The organism is Rhizobium albus (genome assembly GCA_030160035.1).
GTDB lineage: Bacteria > Pseudomonadota > Alphaproteobacteria > Rhizobiales > Rhizobiaceae > Georhizobium > Georhizobium albus.
This window is the reverse complement of record BSNO01000003.1, coordinates 506484-522075: the sequence shown is the minus strand read 5'-3', so window position 1 is coordinate 522075 and position 15592 is coordinate 506484. Positions and strand designations below refer to the sequence as shown.

The window sequence follows — 15592 nt, the reverse complement described above, 5'->3', positions numbered from 1 at the left end:
CCCTTTGAGAGACCACGCTGATGTACGTCCCTCATGCCCGGACACACGAGCGTTAACGTTGCCTTAAGGATTTCATGGGCCGTGCCGGCGGGATATAGAAGAAAGGTCGCTCTATGGGGGCCAAATGACCTACTCAAGCCACTCAGATCTAAGCGAATCGCTTAGTAACGCCTGCTTGGATAAACATAACGTGCCGGACGAAGCGACATTCGGCATATATATAAGCGCAGCCTTGTGCTTCCCGCGGAAGTTGGTTTTGGAGAGTAAGCCATTCGGCACAAATGTCGCCTCAAACTGAATACGTTGTGCAGAATCGCACATTACCACCGGCTTGAATTCGCGCCGGTGGAGGCAGATAATCCCATGCATTGATTCTGAGGCATGCATCGATCAATGGCTAAGGTGCTTGCACCTCAGCACCGATATGGCGGCAAACGGCGGGTGATTTCGTTTCCGCTTGAAGAGTGAGACTACCGTTTGAAGGGCAGCTTTACCGAAGCGCTTTGCCGTTGTGGCGTACGCTGAAGTACGGCGCGCAGTGCCGCTTGCGTCCTGTTCTGGACGCCGAGCTTTTTCATGATTGACCGGACGTGAACGCGAACCGTGCTGTCGCTGATATTCAGGCGTCGGGCGATCGTCTTGTTCCCAGCGCCCTCGGCGATGAGATCGAGCACGCTGTCTTCGCGCTCTGTCAAAGGCGCTGCATCCGTTGCCGCATCAGCAAATTCGTCGGCGTCTAGTGACGCAAATACAGCTGAGGGAACCATCGACAATCCTCGCCGAACAAGTTTCGCCGCGAGCGCGATTTCTTCGACGCTGAAGTCAGCAGGCAGCAACCCGCCGACGCGCCCGACTATGGATGAATAGTCTTCACAAAATTGATCGGATCGCATCAGGATGATGGTGCGCTCCAGATCGACCGTCTCTCGCCGTGCCTCCAGCAACTGAATGACGGCATCGGGCGAGACTGCATCGATGATCACGATGCTGTCTCGAAGATTTTCCCCTTGCGGGATCGAACGGAAACCAAACTGCCGCCGCGTGCCATCAAAGGAGGCAGCAACTGCGCGATCGATTACAGTCGATAATAAGGCACTATCCGTGATGATGGCTATGTTCGACATACTCAACTCGGTACAATCCGGAGTGGCACGAGTTCGGTATCACAGCATTTGGGTCTAGTCCGCCTTAAAGATCTATTAACCTTAACTGCAAAGCCTTTGATACTTCTTATATTTGGCATATCTGATGTTTAACCATCAGGCTCCAGCATCATTTGATTAAAATGGGTTCTTATCGAGTGCTTACCGTATTCCCGGACAACTCGCTTTTGCTGCACTTTATCGTGCTGCGAACAAGGGCTCCCGCCATCCGCCTAGGATTCACCCATCCCCTTCTGCCGTCGACAAGGATTGAAATCTATCCGTTTCAAGCAGCCGGAACATCGTGAACTAGGTCCGGTGCGCAGTCGGCAAGCGTGATATGCACCCAAGCAAGCCCCTGCCGTGCGAGGAATTGGCAGACATCGCGGGAATAAACGTTCATCCCTTCACCGCCACTTCAAGGCGCCTACGTGCAACAGCCCGCGAAGGTTTCAAAAAACGCAGCGATTATAGGCCGCAAGATGGCTGCCCGTCGGCGAATCCGAAGTAAGCCGTGCGGCCAGCCGGGTAGGAAACGATAGCCTTGTGCATTTCAGCCGAGACTATGCCCGCCTCTTTAGCCTGCCTTCCTCCCACGACGCGGCGCGATTGCGCAGCGATCCTGGTGTCGCCTCTGTGAACTTCAGCCAGGGGCACGGAGGCGACGCCATGGGCGCAACGCCCCTGCTCTACTGCTGGAACTAGAGGCCGCCGCGTTGTAACCGGCGGCCTCATCGGGAACTCGATCTAAGTGCTAAAGCAGCCCCGATGTCAGATGTTCTGACCGCCAGACACCTCAATCCGCTGTGCCGTGACCCAACGATTTTCCGGACCGAGCAGGCTCGCGATTGCCGGCCCGATATCGTCGGGTAGTCCTACTCGACCGAGTGCTGTCATCCCGGCAAATGCCTCGTTGTACGCTGGCGTGTCGCGGACCGCACCTCCGAGGAAGTCTGTCTCGATCGCACCTGGCGCCACTGCATTGGCAGTAATGCCGCGATCAGCGAACTCCTTGGCCATATAGAGCGTCAAAATCTCTACCGCGCCCTTGGCAGCCGAATAAGCCGAAAAGCCGGGGTTCGAAACACGGGTCAGACCCGACGAAAAGTTGATGATGCGACCTCCGTTCACGAGCAGCGGCAGCAGTGCCTGCGTCAGGAAGAAGACACCCTTGACGTGGACGTTGAACAGGCCATCGAACTGCCCTTCGGTCGTCTCTGCGATCGAAGCCATCTCGCCGTGGCCGGCATTGTTGATGAGGTGATCAAAATTGGTCCGACCCCATGTCGACTGCAGCGCGGAGTTCACGCGTTGCACGAACCTGGGCAAAGCGGATATGTCGCTGACGTCCAGAGAAAGAGAGACGGCCTTGCGGCCAAGACCTTCGATTTCTTCAACGACGGCCTGGGCGGCCTCGGTGCCATTGAGGTAAGTCAGGATAACGTCACCGCCGCGACGGGCGATGCTGACGGCCGTGTTGCGCCCCAAGCCGCGACTACCGCCTGTAACTATTGAGATGGTGGTCATCAGATAAGTCCTTTGCTGATGGGTTCTGTAAGAGCCCACTATCGTCCAGCGGATGCTTGGGAAGTTGCCGGATCGTCGGGCGTTCTTGCTTATTTGTCCGCAGCTGCTTCGAACTTCAAATCAACGCCAGGGCTTCATGACGTGCTGCGTGACCGAATATCGTTTGCCGGTGCACTGTGCGTCGAACACCGCCAGCGCCACCACTAGTTTTCTACTGCGATGCAACCGCCTGGCATTTCGAGCTCACTGCGTAGTGCTTGGCTGAGGCTCCAAACCTTGAGCAGCGCCGCCGAGGCAACATCCGCTTTGATGAGGGCATGGGTCATCCGGCGTGCAGGGCTCCCAAAACACGCAAGTTGCCGGAAACTCGGAGATTATTGCCTATTCCTCCGACGGATATTGTGGGCCTGAGTTGCATGATCTAGAAGGAGACCATGGCCCACGATCTGCTCAAAACCGTTCAAAACTTCGCAGAGACACACGCGAATGGGACCGGCGTTATCAAGACACCCATTCCGTATCTCACCGTCATCCGCGAAACTGCGCCGACGGCTTTGCAGTATGCCATCAACCGGCCGCTTGTCGCTCTCGTGCTTCAAGGCAAGAAGCGCGTCACCATGGGGAACAAGACATTCGACTTCGGCGCCGGAGATTCTCTTCTCATTACCGCCGATGTGCCGACAGTCAGCCAGATAACTCAAGCGAGCCTGGCCGCCCCCTATCTGGCGCTTGTCATCGACCTGGATCTTGCTGTTGTCGAAAATCTCGTCGTCGAGATGGGCTTCTCGCCGTTTATCGCTGGCGCACCCGTATGCGTCGATCCAACCGAAACGGAAGTGATTGACTCGGCGTTGCGATTGATGCGCCTTCTCGACAGACCCGCATCGGTGCATATTCTGCAGCCGGCGCTCATCCGCGAGCTGCATTTCTGGCTGCTGTCTGGTCGACATGGGGGCGCCATTCGCGCCCTGGGTGTCATGGACAGTCACGCCCAACGCATTTCGCGCGCGGTCTCACTGATCCGTGAGGAGTTCGCCCAACCGTTGAGGGTCGACCATCTGGCCCAGGTTGCAAGAATGAGCATATCGTCCTTCCATGAGCACTTTCGAGCGATCACCTCATTGTCGCCGCTGCAGTTTCAGAAGCAGCTCCGTTTGATCGAGGCCCGACGGCTGATGCTGTCCGAAGGGCAGATGATCAGCAACGCGGCATACGCTGTTGGCTACGAAAGCGTCCCGCAATTCACGCGGGAGTATGGGCGGATGTTTGGCTCTCCGCCTGCCCGCGACATCAAGGCGGCAAAGGCGCGGATGCAGCCAGCCGCTTAGGAGTGTGAGCGAGCGCTTCGGCCGCCTTGACGTCATCGTCAACAACGCCGGCATCGGCCCCATATCGCGCTTTGATGCGCTGGATGTCGACGGGTGGAATGCCATGATCGACGTTAACCTCAGGGGCGCGCTCTATGGGATCGCTGCGGCACTCCCGGTCTTCGCGCGTCAACAGCAAGGCCATGTGATCAATGTTCTGTCGACTGCCGGGTTGAAGATCACCCCGGCAATGGGCGTCTACGCTGCAACGAAGAATGCTCTCAGGACAGCTACCGAGACGCTTCGGCAGGAGTCTGGACCTCATCTGCGAGTGACGGAAGTATCGCCTGGTTTCGTGGATACGAACTTTGCCACGGCTTCAATTACAGATCCCGATATCAAAGCGGCCATCAACAAGCAGAAGCAGGAGATCGCCATTTCGCCGGATGCAATTGCACGCGCCATCGCTTTCGCAATCGAACAGCCTGATGACGTCGAGATCGGCAGCATAGTGGTGCGGCCGACCGCTCAGGACTGAGTGCGGAATTGTCGGCTTTGAACGAGGCTAAAGATCACCTTCTCGTCGTCGCTGGAACAGGTCGAAAGCCCACAATGACGTCGCGGTCTTGAGGAGCAAGCTAGGCGCCGTCGGTCGCGGGGCTGTGCCGGGCGTGTCACCGATTGTACTGATTTGTATCCGCTCTAGCGCCCGCACGCCCAATCCGCGCCACCGCCGTTACAAACGGATACAGTTTCCCGCGAGCCTCACGGGCCGGACGGCGTTATAAGGCGGTTGTTCTTCAGACACCGAGGCCACCATGGAGCACGTGCCGCACATTGCCGTCGTCGATGATCATCGCGAGATCCGCGAGTTGGTCGGCAAATACCTGCAGCAACAGGGCTATAGGGTGAGCACTGCCGAAAACGGCACGGCGTTGCGCCGCCTCGTGGAACGCGGGGCACCGGACCTCGTCGTCCTCGACATCATGATGCCCGGTGAAGACGGCCTCACTCTGTGCCGCGAATTGCGTGCACGCGCCGGTTCGGCGATCCCGATCATCTTTCTGACGGCCCGCACGGATGAGACCGACCGCGTCATCGGACTGGAACTCGGCGCCGACGATTACCTCGTCAAACCTTTCTCATCCCGCGAGCTTCTGGCGCGCATCAAGGCCGTGCTGCGCAGGGTCAACAGCCTGCCGCCACAGCGCGCCGCGCGACGGACGGGATCCATGCGCTTCGACCGCTGGGTCCTCAATCTCGGGCGCCGCGAACTGCAAAGTGACGACGGCGTCGGCGTGCCTCTGTCGACCGCGGAGTTCCGTCTGATGAAAGTGTTCGTCGAACACCCCGGCATGGTCTTGAGCCGCGATCAATTGCTCGATCTCACGGTCGGGCGGGAAGCCGACCCCTTCGACAGGTCGATCGACAACCAGATCAGCCGCCTGCGCCGGAAGGTGGAGATCGACCCGAAGAACCCGACGATCATCCAGACGCACCGTGGCGGCGGCTACAGCTTCATGCCGGAGGTCTACGCCGTATGAAGTCCCTGTTCGGCCTCTGGCAAAAAAGCCTGACCGCGCAGCTTCTGTCATGGATGCTGGTCGCCCTCTTCGCGTCGCAGGCCATTGGCCTCGTGATCATGTGGGATTATCTGCAGGCCGATCTACGCGCCTCCGCCCGCGCCGAATTGAGCAACCGCGCTGCTGCGGTGTCCCGGCTGGTCGAGACCGCACCCGATGAGCTGCGCTACGATCTCATTCGCATCAGCAGCACCGACACATCGCGTTTCTGGATCTCCGATGGCAGGCCCGTCGCCTTGGACCAATGGGTGCAGCAAGCATTCGCCCAGTTCCAGATCCCGCTTGGCGACATGCTCAGCGACGAGGATAGGGTGGACAATGCCACCAGCCTGCCAGCGAGTGCCGATGCGCAATACTTCCTGGACGGCGCAACCTGGACGATGCCGGCTACGGGCCAGGCGGAACTGCCGGTCATGGCCCGCTATCTGGACTTCGCGAAACGAAGTGGCGCCGGCGTCATCGTGCCGCTCGATGACGGCCAGGTTTTAAACGCGGCCTTTTACAAGGCCATCAACCCCTCGATCTGGCGAACCCATGTGCCACTGTCTCTGACACTGACAGCCATCCTCGTTTCGCTGGTCGGCGTGCTGACGGTGCGGCGTATCGCAAGCCCTCTGCGCCAGCTGACAAAAGCAGCGGAAACCCTGGGGCGCGGTGAGCCGGTTGCACCGCTGCGTGAGAGCGGCCCGGAAGACATCCGGCGCATGACCATTGCTTTCAACAGCATGCAGGAGCGCCTTCATCGCTTCGTTGCCGATCGAACGCGGATGCTTGCGGCGATCGGCCATGACCTGCGCACGCCCTTGACGACGCTCAGGCTGCGCGCGGAATTGGTCGAAGATCCCGAACTGCAGGATCGGATGCTCGAGACCATCGACGAGATGCAGGCCATGACGGAATCCACCCTGTCGCTTGCGAGCCAGGAAACGAGCGCGGAGCAGACGCGAACCATTGATCTCAGCGCTCTGGTCGAAAGCGTGTGCGACGACCTCGCCGAACTGGGCCAACCGGTGCGTTTCGTGCCGAGCGAACGGCTCAACTATCGCTGCCGGCCGGAGGGTTTGCGGCGGGTCATCCGGAACCTCATCGAGAACGCCGTTCGTTATGCCGGCGGCGCCGAAGTGCGGCTTGTCGTCGAGGCTTCGACCGTCAAAATCCTCGTCGAGGATGATGGGCCCGGCATCCCGCTCGGCAGCGTCGAGGAGGTCTTCGCCCCCTTCTTCCGGCTGGAGGGCTCCCGCTCCCGCGAAACGGGTGGCATCGGTCTCGGCCTGTCCATAGCCCGTGCCATCGCGCGCCAGCATGGCGGCGACATCATCCTGTCACCGCGCGAGCCCGGTTTGCAGGCAGCCGTCGTTTTGCCGGGCTGACGCTTCCCCAAGATCGAAACTAATCCGGCTTTTCGGGCTCCCGTGTCCGCGTCGACCGTCGAACGAAGTCCAGGAACGCCTTCATGGCCGCACTGTGGTGCCGCTTGCTGGGATAGTAGAGATACCAGCTCGGCAATCTGGGGCTCCAGTCGACCATAAGTTCGATCAACCTGCCATCGGCGATGGCGCTTTTGGCATAATCATCGAACACATGGGCAATGCCCTGCCCCGCGATCGCAGCCTGGAGCTCACCCTGCGCCGAGCTGAGGGTCAATCGGCCGGATGGTGCGACTTCCATTGCGTCGCCGGCTTTCTCGAAAGACCACATCGCCAGGCGCCCACCGGGATAGCGCCGGCGGATGCAATTGTGGTCGAGGAGATCGGCTGGGGATGCCGGTTTGCCATGGCGCGCGACATAGTCCGGGGAGGCGACGATGGAGTAGCGCAATGCCGGACCGAGAGGCGCGGCGATCATATCCTGGGCCAGTTGCTGACCAAAACGGACACCCGCATCAAAACCCTGTTCGACGATGTCGATGATCGCGGCGTCGCTGATGATCTCGACATCGACTTCGGGATGCAGGTCCATGAAGTCGAACGCCAATGGACAGAGGATGTGATCGACGGCCGGCGCCGGCGCGTTGATGCGCAGCGTCCCCGACGGCGTTTCGCGCAACTGATCCAGTTCGACGAGCGCAAGGCGGATGTCGTCGAGCGCCGGTCGGAGCCGCTCCAGCAGGCGTTCGCCGGCTTCCGTCGGTGCAACGCTCCGTGTGGTCCGGTTCAGCAGTCGAAGGCCGAGCGCTTGTTCCAAGGCACCCATCGTTTGGCTCATGACGGAGGACGAAACGCCGCGCTCTGCCGCCGCCGCGCGGAAGCCGCCGCACCGCACGATCAGCGCAAATGTTTCGAGATGGTCCAAGCGGATGGATTTCATTGCTCTGTTTTCCAGATCAGCTCGTTCGATTTTGGTGATCTTATCATTGCAGTATCCACACGTCATTCTCGCCGCGATCAGTGGGCAGCCGGGGTTGCTCCGCTGCCAGCATAAACGAGGAGATGACCATGCTGACGAGCAACCGACGCAAGATCATGCTGACGGCCATGGCCGGCGCATCGGGGGCGCTACTGACTGGTCCTCTATTGAGCGGCGTTGCTGCACAACCGGCGCCGGTGCCGACCACGAGGCTGGACAATGCCGGCTATTATCGCTTCACCATCGGCGACATCGTGACGACCGTACTCAGCGATGGAAACATCAGCGGCCCTCCGACCGTCTATGCCGGCGATGCGCCGGAAGCGGAACTGGAAGAGGTTCTGCGTCGCGCATTTCTGCCGACCGATCTCATGACGCTGAACCTGAACACCCTGTTGCTTGAAATCGACGGACGACGCGTCCTCCTTGAAGCGGGTGCCGGCACGACGATGGGCCCGAATGGCGGGCAACTTTTCGCCAATCTTGAAGCCATCGGGCTGTCCCGAAACGACATCGACCTGGTGGTCATTTCGCACACGCATCCGGACCACGTCGGCAATTTGCTGATGCCGGATGGCAGCCGCGCGTTTCCGCGGGCGACGATCATGGCGCCAAGAGCCGATTGGACATTCTTCATCGAGGAAGAGCCCGATCTTTCCTACATGCCGGTGCCCGCCGATTTCCGGCGACGCTTCGCGGCGAACATCCGTGCGAGCCTCGAACCCTTCGCCGCTGATATCGAACTCTACGAGGCCGGCACCGACATTCTGCCCGGCCTGACCACGATCGCGGCACCGGGGCACACGCCAGGCATGGCTGCATTCCTGGTTCAGGCCGGGAGCGAGCAGTTGCTCCTCACCGCGGACCTTGCCTATCACCCGGTCGTCAATATCGACCGAAACTGGCGTCCCGGACCCGACCGGGATGGGGAAGCGGCGGCAATCGCCCGCCAGCGCATCTTTGATCGAGCGGCCGCCGATCGGATGCTTGTTCTCGGCTTCCACTACCCGTTTCCCGGTCTCGGCCGAATTTTGCGGACCGACAACGCGTATGCCTGGGTCCCTTCAGGCTGGCAGTTCTGAATTTTCTTCCTTTTCCCCTGACGATTTAAATAAAGGATTGTTTCGTGGACATTGATCGACGCAGCTTCTTGACCGCCACGGCCGGCGCGGCCGCCATTGGCATGACGGCAACCGGCACAACGCGCGCCAATGCGCAGGCGACCGACACGGCGGCACCAACAGGCCCTGTCATCACGCGACAGATCGGGCGGACCGGGCGGTCCGTCACTGCACTTGGGCTCGGCACGTTCCTCACTTTCGACCTGATCCCAGGTGACAGCCGTGACCGGCTGCGCGAAACGGTTGCGCGCTACACAGCAGGCGGCGGAGGCGTGATCGACACGTCTCCTCTTTACGGCTCCGCGGAAGTCACCGTCGGCGCCATCTTGTCCGAAATGGAGGAAGCACGGGACGTCTTCCTGGCGAACAAGATTTGGTCGACCGGCGAATACCTCGGAGACACCAGTCACGCCGAGGCCAGCCTCCAGCAGTCGAAACTGCGCGTCTGGCGATCAAAGATCGACCTGATGCAGTGCCACAGCATCACCAATGCCGGTGTGGTGATCCCGTTGATGCAGGCCTGGAAGCAAGAAGGTCACATTGATCATGTCGGCGTGACGCATCACGAGTCGTCCTATCAGGCTGAGCTCGAAGCCCTCGTGACCGGTGGTCAGGTCGACATGGTGCAGACCAACTATTCCATCTTCAATCGATCGGCTGAGGAGCGCCTGCTGCCCAGTGCAGCCGATAACGGCGTGGGCGTGCTCATCAACCTGCCTCTGGAAAAGGCGCGATTGATGCATATCGTGCAGGATCGGCCCTTGCCCGATTTCGCCGGGGAGTTTGGGGCGACGAGTTGGGCGCAGTTCTTCCTCAAATGGGTGATCGCTCATCCAGCGATTACCTGCGTGCTCTGCGGAACATCCAATCCGGACCACATGACCGACAATCTCGGGGCGATGCGCGGGCCCCTGCCCGACCAGGCTATGCGGCAGCGCATGGTGCGGCATATGGAGACGATCCCAGGTTTCGACACGATCGGCGCGATGCCGTGGTACCCCGGCAAGGGCGATCTCTATCGCGGCCAGATCCGACAAGCTCAGGCGGCGGCGCAGGACCGACTGATCGATTAACGATGTGAACGCGATGCGAGCCGTTGCTGCCTTTGTGCCTTAAGGCGCATCCAGAGCCAGCCGATGCCGCCAATCGACATGGCGCCGTAGAGGACGATCGACGCCATCATCGTGTCGGCTGGGTTCATCCAGTAGGAAGCCTTGTAGCCGGCGAGGATGAAGACCGCATTCCAGACGAAGATGCCCGCCGCCGATGCCATCAGGAATGAACGCCAGGTGGTGCCGATGATGGCGGCAAAGGCGGGTGAGAACAGCCGCACCGTGGGCAAGAGCTGCGATGAAAATGCGAGAGCCGCGTTCTTGCGCTGCAAGGCGTCCGTCCTCGTCATCACCCGCTCGGAGGATAGTCCGAACAGGCGACCGAGCCTGGCCAGGATCCGCGTTGACCGCACGTCTCCCAACATCCGTGCTGCAAAGTACCAGGCGGCACAGCCGATCAGGCTGCCAACCGTGCTGGCGAGAATTGCAGACGGCAGCGACCAGGCACCGCTCGACGCCCCGACCCCGATTGCCAGGAGAAAGCCGGTCGACGGCAGCAGCGGCACGAAGCGCTCCGCCATGCCGATCATGAACACACCGAGCAGCCCGTAAGCGCTTGCCCAAGCCAGAAGAGAGGTGGCGATATCCTGGTCCAACGGCTTGTCCTTCATGATGGCGAGAGGGGTCTTTGAAATCTGGCCACCGAAGGTCTCTGGGGGGAGAGGACTTCGGTGGCCGCAGAGATCGCCAGCGGGGCTAGGGGGGCCCATTTTGGCGATCCCGTTCGGGCCGGCCCGAGCGCAAAGGCGCCTCGGCCCGGTATTGGTGGCGATGATCAGCTTTTGAGGACGGACCGGGTCCGGCGTTCGCCTATTGTCTCCGTCACGGCCAGCGGCAGTGATCGCAGGCGTCTGCCGGTGGCGGCGAAGATCGCGTTGGCGATCGCCGCGGCGGTGGGCACGATGCCTGGCTCGCCAGCGCCGCCCGGCGGCAGATCGCTTTCGACGATCTCCACGATCACCTCCGGGGCATCGGCGAGCCGCTGCATGGGAAAATCGTGAAAATTCGTCTGCATCACCGAGCCGTTTTGCACGGTGATCTCACTCATCATGGCACTGGTCACCCCGAACAGCGCGCCGCCTTCCATTTGGGCGATCACCTGGTCGGGATTGATGACGAGGCCCACATCGACCGCACAGAAGATGCGGTCGACCTTCACTGCGCCATCCTCGGCGACGGTGACTTCCGCGACCTGCGCGACGACGCTGCGATAACATTCCTCGATGGCGATGCCTCGGCCACGACCCGGCGTCATGGGTGCTCCCCAGTCCGCCATCTCGGCTACGCGATCGAGGACGGCGCGATGGCGCGGGCTGTCACGAAGCATCGCTTGGCGGTAGGCCAGCGGATCGGCGTCTGCCGCAAGCGCGCATTCGTCGATGAAGCTTTCGGTGAAGAAGGTGTTGAACGAGTATCCGTTGGAGCGCCACAGCCCGATCGGCACATGGCTTGGCACATTCTGGCTGCGCACGCGCCTGGCGGAAATGGCGTAATGCTGCTTGTCCAATCCTTCGACCGTCAGCCTGTCTCCATCAGGGCCAGGGTTGAACGGCAGGTTACGGCTGGCTACCGACTGAATGATGGACTGGCTCGCTCCAAGCGCATCATACGCAATCGGCAGGCCGTTCGGCCCCAGCGCTGCCCGCAACCTCGCGGCCGCATGACTGCGGAATAGACCTCTCGAGACGTCCTCCTCGCGCGGCCAGATCAGTTTAACGGCACGGCCGCGGTGACGCGCAGCCAGAAAAGCGGCCTGCGCAATCACGTCCTGGTCGCTGCGTCGCCCAAAGGCGCCGCCATTCATCGTGACGTTGCACGTGATCGCAATCGGTTCGATACCGGCCCAGCCAGTGCCGGTTCCCACGCCAACGCGAATGTTGAGCGGCCCCTGCGACGGGACCCAGGCTTCCGCCGATCCATCTTCCCGGACGATCACCGTTGCGTTGATAGGCTCCATGCAGGCGTGGGCCACGAAGGGAACTTCGTAAACGGCTTCGATCGTTGATGCGGCGTTCGCTTCGATGACGGCACCTGCATCACCTTCGGCATGGACCTCATAGGGCTCTGAAACGTTGAGTGACGCCCGGAGGCCGCGGGATAAGTCGGCGCTCGAAATGGCATCGTCCGCTGTACCTGCCCACTCTACCTCAAGTTGCCAAGCGGCCTGTTCTGCCTGCCACCAAGAGCCTCCTACGACCGCTACGTGGCTATCATTCACGATCGTCACATCAAGGACGCCTGGAAGGGCGCGGACATGGGCCTCGTTGACGATCCGCAAGACGCGCGCGCCGAAGACTGGCGCGTGACGGATCGTTGCGTAGATCATATCCGGCACTGTCACATCCATCCCGAAAATCGGCGTGCCACGCACCTTGGCAGGAAGATCGACACGCGCTTGCCGTGTCCCGATCACTTGCCAGTCCGCTGCAGGTTTCAGGACAGGATCGGCGGGAGGCGTAAGGGCTGCTGCCTCACGCGCGAGTTCACCATAGAACAGGCTGCGTCCTGAACTTTCGTGCAAGACGAAACCGTCACGGGTGACCAGTTCCGTTGACGGGACGTCGAGACGCGCTGCAGCTGCGGCAATCAGCATCTGGCGGGCCGAGGCACCGGCGACGCGCATCGGATGCCACAGCGACATCGTTGACGAGGAGGCGCCTGTCGAGATGAAGCCGAGCAGACCGAGCACACGCCTGCCAACCCAGACAACCGGCCCGCTGGCTTCCTCCGGCCGCACTTGAAGAACGTTGAACCACGTCGAATAGGCCGGATGCGCCTCAGTCGGAAACTCGACCCGGATGCGTTCGTCGAACGGCAGATCCATTTCCTCTGCCACGACCATGGCGAGGCCGGTGTGGATGCCCTGCCCCATCTCGGTCCGCGGCACGTTGATGACCACGCTGCCGTCGGAGTGGAGAACGACGAAGGCATTCAAGGTGGCGCTTTCGCCCTCCACCGAGCCACCATGCAGCCCGTCGACGTCGACGGTGGCGAGGTAACCAATGCCGCCGACGGCTGCGACGAGCGCGGTTCCGCCGAGGGCAGCGCCGGTCATGAGAAAGGTGCGTCTGGACAGGATCTTCGGCATGTTGGCTCCTCAGTCTCGGGCGAGTTCGGCTGCGCGATGGATGGCGCGCCGGATGCGCGGATAGGTTCCACAGCGGCAGATATTGGTGATCGCCGCATCGATCTCGTCGTCGGAGGGATCGGGGTTTTGCTGCAGCAGTTCGGTCACGGCGATCAGGAAACCGGGCTGGCAGAAGCCACACTGCGGCACCTGCTCCTCGATCCAGGCACGCTGGACGAAGGACAAACTGCCATCTTCGTCGGCAAGGCCTTCGACTGTGATGACAGACGCGCCGGCAATGCTGCCGACGGGCACCATGCAGGAGGGGGTCGAAACACCGTCGATGAGCACGCGGCAGGCGCCGCATTGTGCGACGCCGCAGCCATATTTCGGACCGAGCACCTGAAGATCTTCCCGGAGCACCCAGAGCAACGGCTTGTCCGGATCGACTGCCACATCGGCTGGTCGGTTGTTGACGGTGAAGGCGACCATGATTGCTCCGCATCGGCGATGCGGGCTCAGTGCAAACCTCCCACTGAGACCGCGATGACAGGGACGGAGGCGCGCTGGCTGTGCGCCGGCAGCGCCTCCGGAAGAGCGGTGGAGGTCAGTGTCCCGGGCGCATCCACGGGGCAAAGATGGGGGTAACCGCTGCTTCGAGGAGCAAGCTAGGCGCCGTCGGTCGCGGGGCTGTGCCGGGCGTGTCACCGATTGTACTGATTTGTATCCGCTTCAGCGCCCGCACGCCCAATCTGCGCCGGCACCGTTACAAACGGATACAGTGTCACCACCGGATTAGGCGCTGATCGCGAGACGCTCTCTTTCGAGGAGGCAAGCGACGTCGAGGACGCGTCGGTCACCGGCCCGTCAGCTGGGACAGCCGCTTCCCTATCGCACCAGGCGCCAATGATGGCTTGCCCGCGGTCGGCTCAGAAGACTTCGGCAGCCTTTAACATATGTTGACCAGGGCCGACTCGAATGGTGCTTAAAGGCTTCGGTCGTCATTTCACAACTGGCTTATGACGCTGGTGAGACCCCGCGTGCTCCCGCCAATTCCGGAGCACGAGCATGTTTCGTCACCACCGAAGCGCCATTGCGCTCCTAGAGCACAGACTGGGATGTTCCGAGACGTTATCGACCGCGCAGCGAGAGGCGCTAGCGACGCTCCCCATTCGCATAGTCGAACTCGCAGCTCGTCACGACATCGTTCATGAAATGGATCCGAGTGTCCAATCCTGCCTGATCATCGAAGGAATGGCGCACTCGTCGAAAATGGACTTTGAAGGCAAGCGCCAAATCATAGCCTTGCATCTTCCCGGGGATCTGCCGGATCTACACAGCTTCTATTTGAGCAACATCGACAGCACCATCTCAACGATGACTGCGTGCCGGATCGGCATTATCCGGCACGAACACTTCGAGGAGCTGGCAGCCGACCCTTTTTTTTGCCAAAACTTTTGCCCGATCGGTTGCCCGGGACGCCTCGGTCGCACGCGAGTGGATACTGAACCTCGGGCAGCGAGACTGTGTCGTTCGGATGGCTCACCTTCTGAGCGAAATCAGAGTCCGCCTCGGCCAAGCCGGTTTGAGTGCCGGAGATCACGCAGAATGGCAGATGTCTCAGATTGACCTTGCAGATGCGCTTGGGATGTCGACCGTTCATGCGAACCGGTGTGTACGGCAACTTGCTCGTGACGGTATGATCGAATGGGGAACTGGCACGATCCGCATCATCGAGCCTGTGGCGTTGGCGGAGATTGGCCGCTTCGATGATTCTTATCTGCAACTTCATCTGCCGGTGGATCACCCCGTCAGTCGAACGAACGCATAGCCATTTCGACAGTCTTGACTGGCGGACCTCGATCAGAGTTTTGCAGAGCTGGTCCGAGGATACATCCAACCGTCGACATTGTACGTATCCAGAGGGGGATATAAAATGAGTCAGACCATGCCGAGGTACTATTTCGATGTCGTCGATGCCCAGGGAACTGAACGCGACGATGTCGGTCAGGTTCTGCCGAATCTGCAGGCTGCCAGAAAAGAGTCGCTGCGAGCGCTGATAGACATCGCACGCGAACAGTTTGGCAGCGGGCGATCAGCAACGCTGCAGATCAACGTCCGGACCGACGACAACATCGCAGTATCGAGCGACTGCCTCCAACTCACACGCACTGCGATTCAGTAGGGCTGGTGACGCCACGTTACTTGTCGACTTGCGCCTTCACCGAAATATCGGGCGCCGACAGAAGTCCAATCCCGGCTCAGAGATTGACGGCCGGCCCCAGCGATTGCGCTTGAAAAATGATCTCTAAACGCGCATTCATCACCGAAAGTTGACTGTTAGCTCCTCGATTCCGTTTTTTTTGATCAGCAGACATTGCGCGCCA

15 protein-coding genes are annotated in these 15592 nt (G+C 60.6%); 9 read left to right on the top strand and 6 right to left on the bottom strand.

Annotation, left to right across the window (positions count from 1 at the left end):
* Nucleotides 1-470 precede the first annotated feature (470 nt).
* Complete coding sequence (locus QQL76_RS10270) at nucleotides 471-1124, bottom strand: helix-turn-helix transcriptional regulator (RefSeq protein ID WP_499207555.1); 654 nt, start codon at nucleotides 1122-1124, stop codon at nucleotides 471-473.
* A 789-nt stretch (nucleotides 1125-1913) separates the two neighbouring features.
* Entirely contained in the window at nucleotides 1914-2669 is a 756-nt protein-coding gene (locus QQL76_RS10265; protein ID WP_499207554.1) for an SDR family NAD(P)-dependent oxidoreductase, read from the bottom strand.
* Nucleotides 2670-3103: 434 nt separating this feature from the next.
* On the opposite strand from QQL76_RS10265, the gene QQL76_RS10260 reads away from it, so the two are divergent.
* From QQL76_RS10260 to QQL76_RS10245, 4 genes are all read left to right on the top strand, one after another.
* Nucleotides 3104-3997 carry an AraC family transcriptional regulator gene (locus QQL76_RS10260; protein ID WP_499207553.1) on the top strand — a complete coding sequence of 298 codons (894 nt, stop codon included), beginning with the start codon at nucleotides 3104-3106 and terminating at the stop codon, nucleotides 3995-3997.
* Nucleotides 3998-4001: 4 nt separating this feature from the next.
* Nucleotides 4002-4514, top strand: coding sequence for an SDR family oxidoreductase (locus QQL76_RS10255; RefSeq protein WP_499207552.1), 513 nt, complete (start codon nucleotides 4002-4004; stop codon nucleotides 4512-4514).
* A gap of 280 nt (nucleotides 4515-4794) precedes the next feature.
* Complete coding sequence (locus QQL76_RS10250) at nucleotides 4795-5520, top strand: response regulator transcription factor family protein (protein ID WP_499207551.1); 726 nt, start codon at nucleotides 4795-4797, stop codon at nucleotides 5518-5520.
* A complete protein-coding gene (locus QQL76_RS10245) occupies nucleotides 5517-6929 on the top strand; it encodes a sensor histidine kinase family protein (RefSeq protein WP_499207550.1) in 1413 nt (470 codons plus the stop codon). Before QQL76_RS10250 ends, QQL76_RS10245 begins: the two co-directional genes overlap by 4 nt.
* Before the next feature lie 19 nt (nucleotides 6930-6948).
* Here QQL76_RS10245 and QQL76_RS10240 read toward each other — a convergent pair whose 3' ends face one another.
* The gene (locus QQL76_RS10240) at nucleotides 6949-7866 is read right to left on the bottom strand and encodes a LysR family transcriptional regulator (RefSeq protein WP_499207549.1); all 918 of its coding nucleotides are present in this window, start codon (nucleotides 7864-7866) and stop codon (nucleotides 6949-6951) included.
* A gap of 122 nt (nucleotides 7867-7988) precedes the next feature.
* On the opposite strand from QQL76_RS10240, the gene QQL76_RS10235 reads away from it, so the two are divergent.
* Together QQL76_RS10235 and QQL76_RS10230 are read left to right on the top strand one after the other, a co-directional pair.
* The gene (locus QQL76_RS10235; RefSeq protein WP_499207548.1) at nucleotides 7989-8987 is read left to right on the top strand and encodes an MBL fold metallo-hydrolase; all 999 of its coding nucleotides are present in this window, start codon (nucleotides 7989-7991) and stop codon (nucleotides 8985-8987) included.
* Between the two features lie 101 nt (nucleotides 8988-9088).
* Nucleotides 9089-10099 (top strand): aldo/keto reductase, encoded by a 1011-nt coding sequence (locus tag QQL76_RS10230; RefSeq protein ID WP_499208349.1) that lies wholly within the window; start codon nucleotides 9089-9091, stop codon nucleotides 10097-10099.
* Here the strand turns inward: QQL76_RS10230 and QQL76_RS10225 are convergent.
* The 3 genes from QQL76_RS10225 to QQL76_RS10215 all read right to left on the bottom strand — a co-directional run bounded on the left by QQL76_RS10225 (nucleotide 10096) and on the right by QQL76_RS10215 (nucleotide 13697).
* On the bottom strand, nucleotides 10096-10734 hold the full coding sequence (locus QQL76_RS10225) for a DedA family protein (RefSeq protein WP_499207547.1): 639 nt from the start codon (nucleotides 10732-10734) through the stop codon (nucleotides 10096-10098). The genes QQL76_RS10230 and QQL76_RS10225 overlap by 4 nt on opposite strands.
* A gap of 179 nt (nucleotides 10735-10913) precedes the next feature.
* Entirely contained in the window at nucleotides 10914-13226 is a 2313-nt protein-coding gene (locus tag QQL76_RS10220; protein ID WP_499207546.1) for a xanthine dehydrogenase family protein molybdopterin-binding subunit, read from the bottom strand.
* A gap of 9 nt (nucleotides 13227-13235) precedes the next feature.
* The gene (locus QQL76_RS10215) at nucleotides 13236-13697 is read right to left on the bottom strand and encodes a (2Fe-2S)-binding protein (RefSeq protein ID WP_499207545.1); all 462 of its coding nucleotides are present in this window, start codon (nucleotides 13695-13697) and stop codon (nucleotides 13236-13238) included.
* Between the two features lie 576 nt (nucleotides 13698-14273).
* Between QQL76_RS10215 and QQL76_RS10210 the strand changes: the two genes are divergently transcribed.
* The 3 genes from QQL76_RS10210 to QQL76_RS10200 all read left to right on the top strand — a co-directional run bounded on the left by QQL76_RS10210 (nucleotide 14274) and on the right by QQL76_RS10200 (nucleotide 15390).
* Nucleotides 14274-14834 (top strand): Crp/Fnr family transcriptional regulator, encoded by a 561-nt coding sequence (locus QQL76_RS10210; RefSeq protein ID WP_499207544.1) that lies wholly within the window; start codon nucleotides 14274-14276, stop codon nucleotides 14832-14834.
* Nucleotides 14743-15036 (top strand): helix-turn-helix domain-containing protein, encoded by a 294-nt coding sequence (locus tag QQL76_RS10205; RefSeq protein ID WP_499207543.1) that lies wholly within the window; start codon nucleotides 14743-14745, stop codon nucleotides 15034-15036. The genes QQL76_RS10210 and QQL76_RS10205 overlap by 92 nt, the downstream gene beginning before the upstream one ends.
* A gap of 105 nt (nucleotides 15037-15141) precedes the next feature.
* On the top strand, nucleotides 15142-15390 hold the full coding sequence (locus QQL76_RS10200; RefSeq protein WP_499207542.1) for a DUF6894 family protein: 249 nt from the start codon (nucleotides 15142-15144) through the stop codon (nucleotides 15388-15390).
* The last annotated feature ends 202 nt before the right edge of the window (nucleotides 15391-15592 follow it).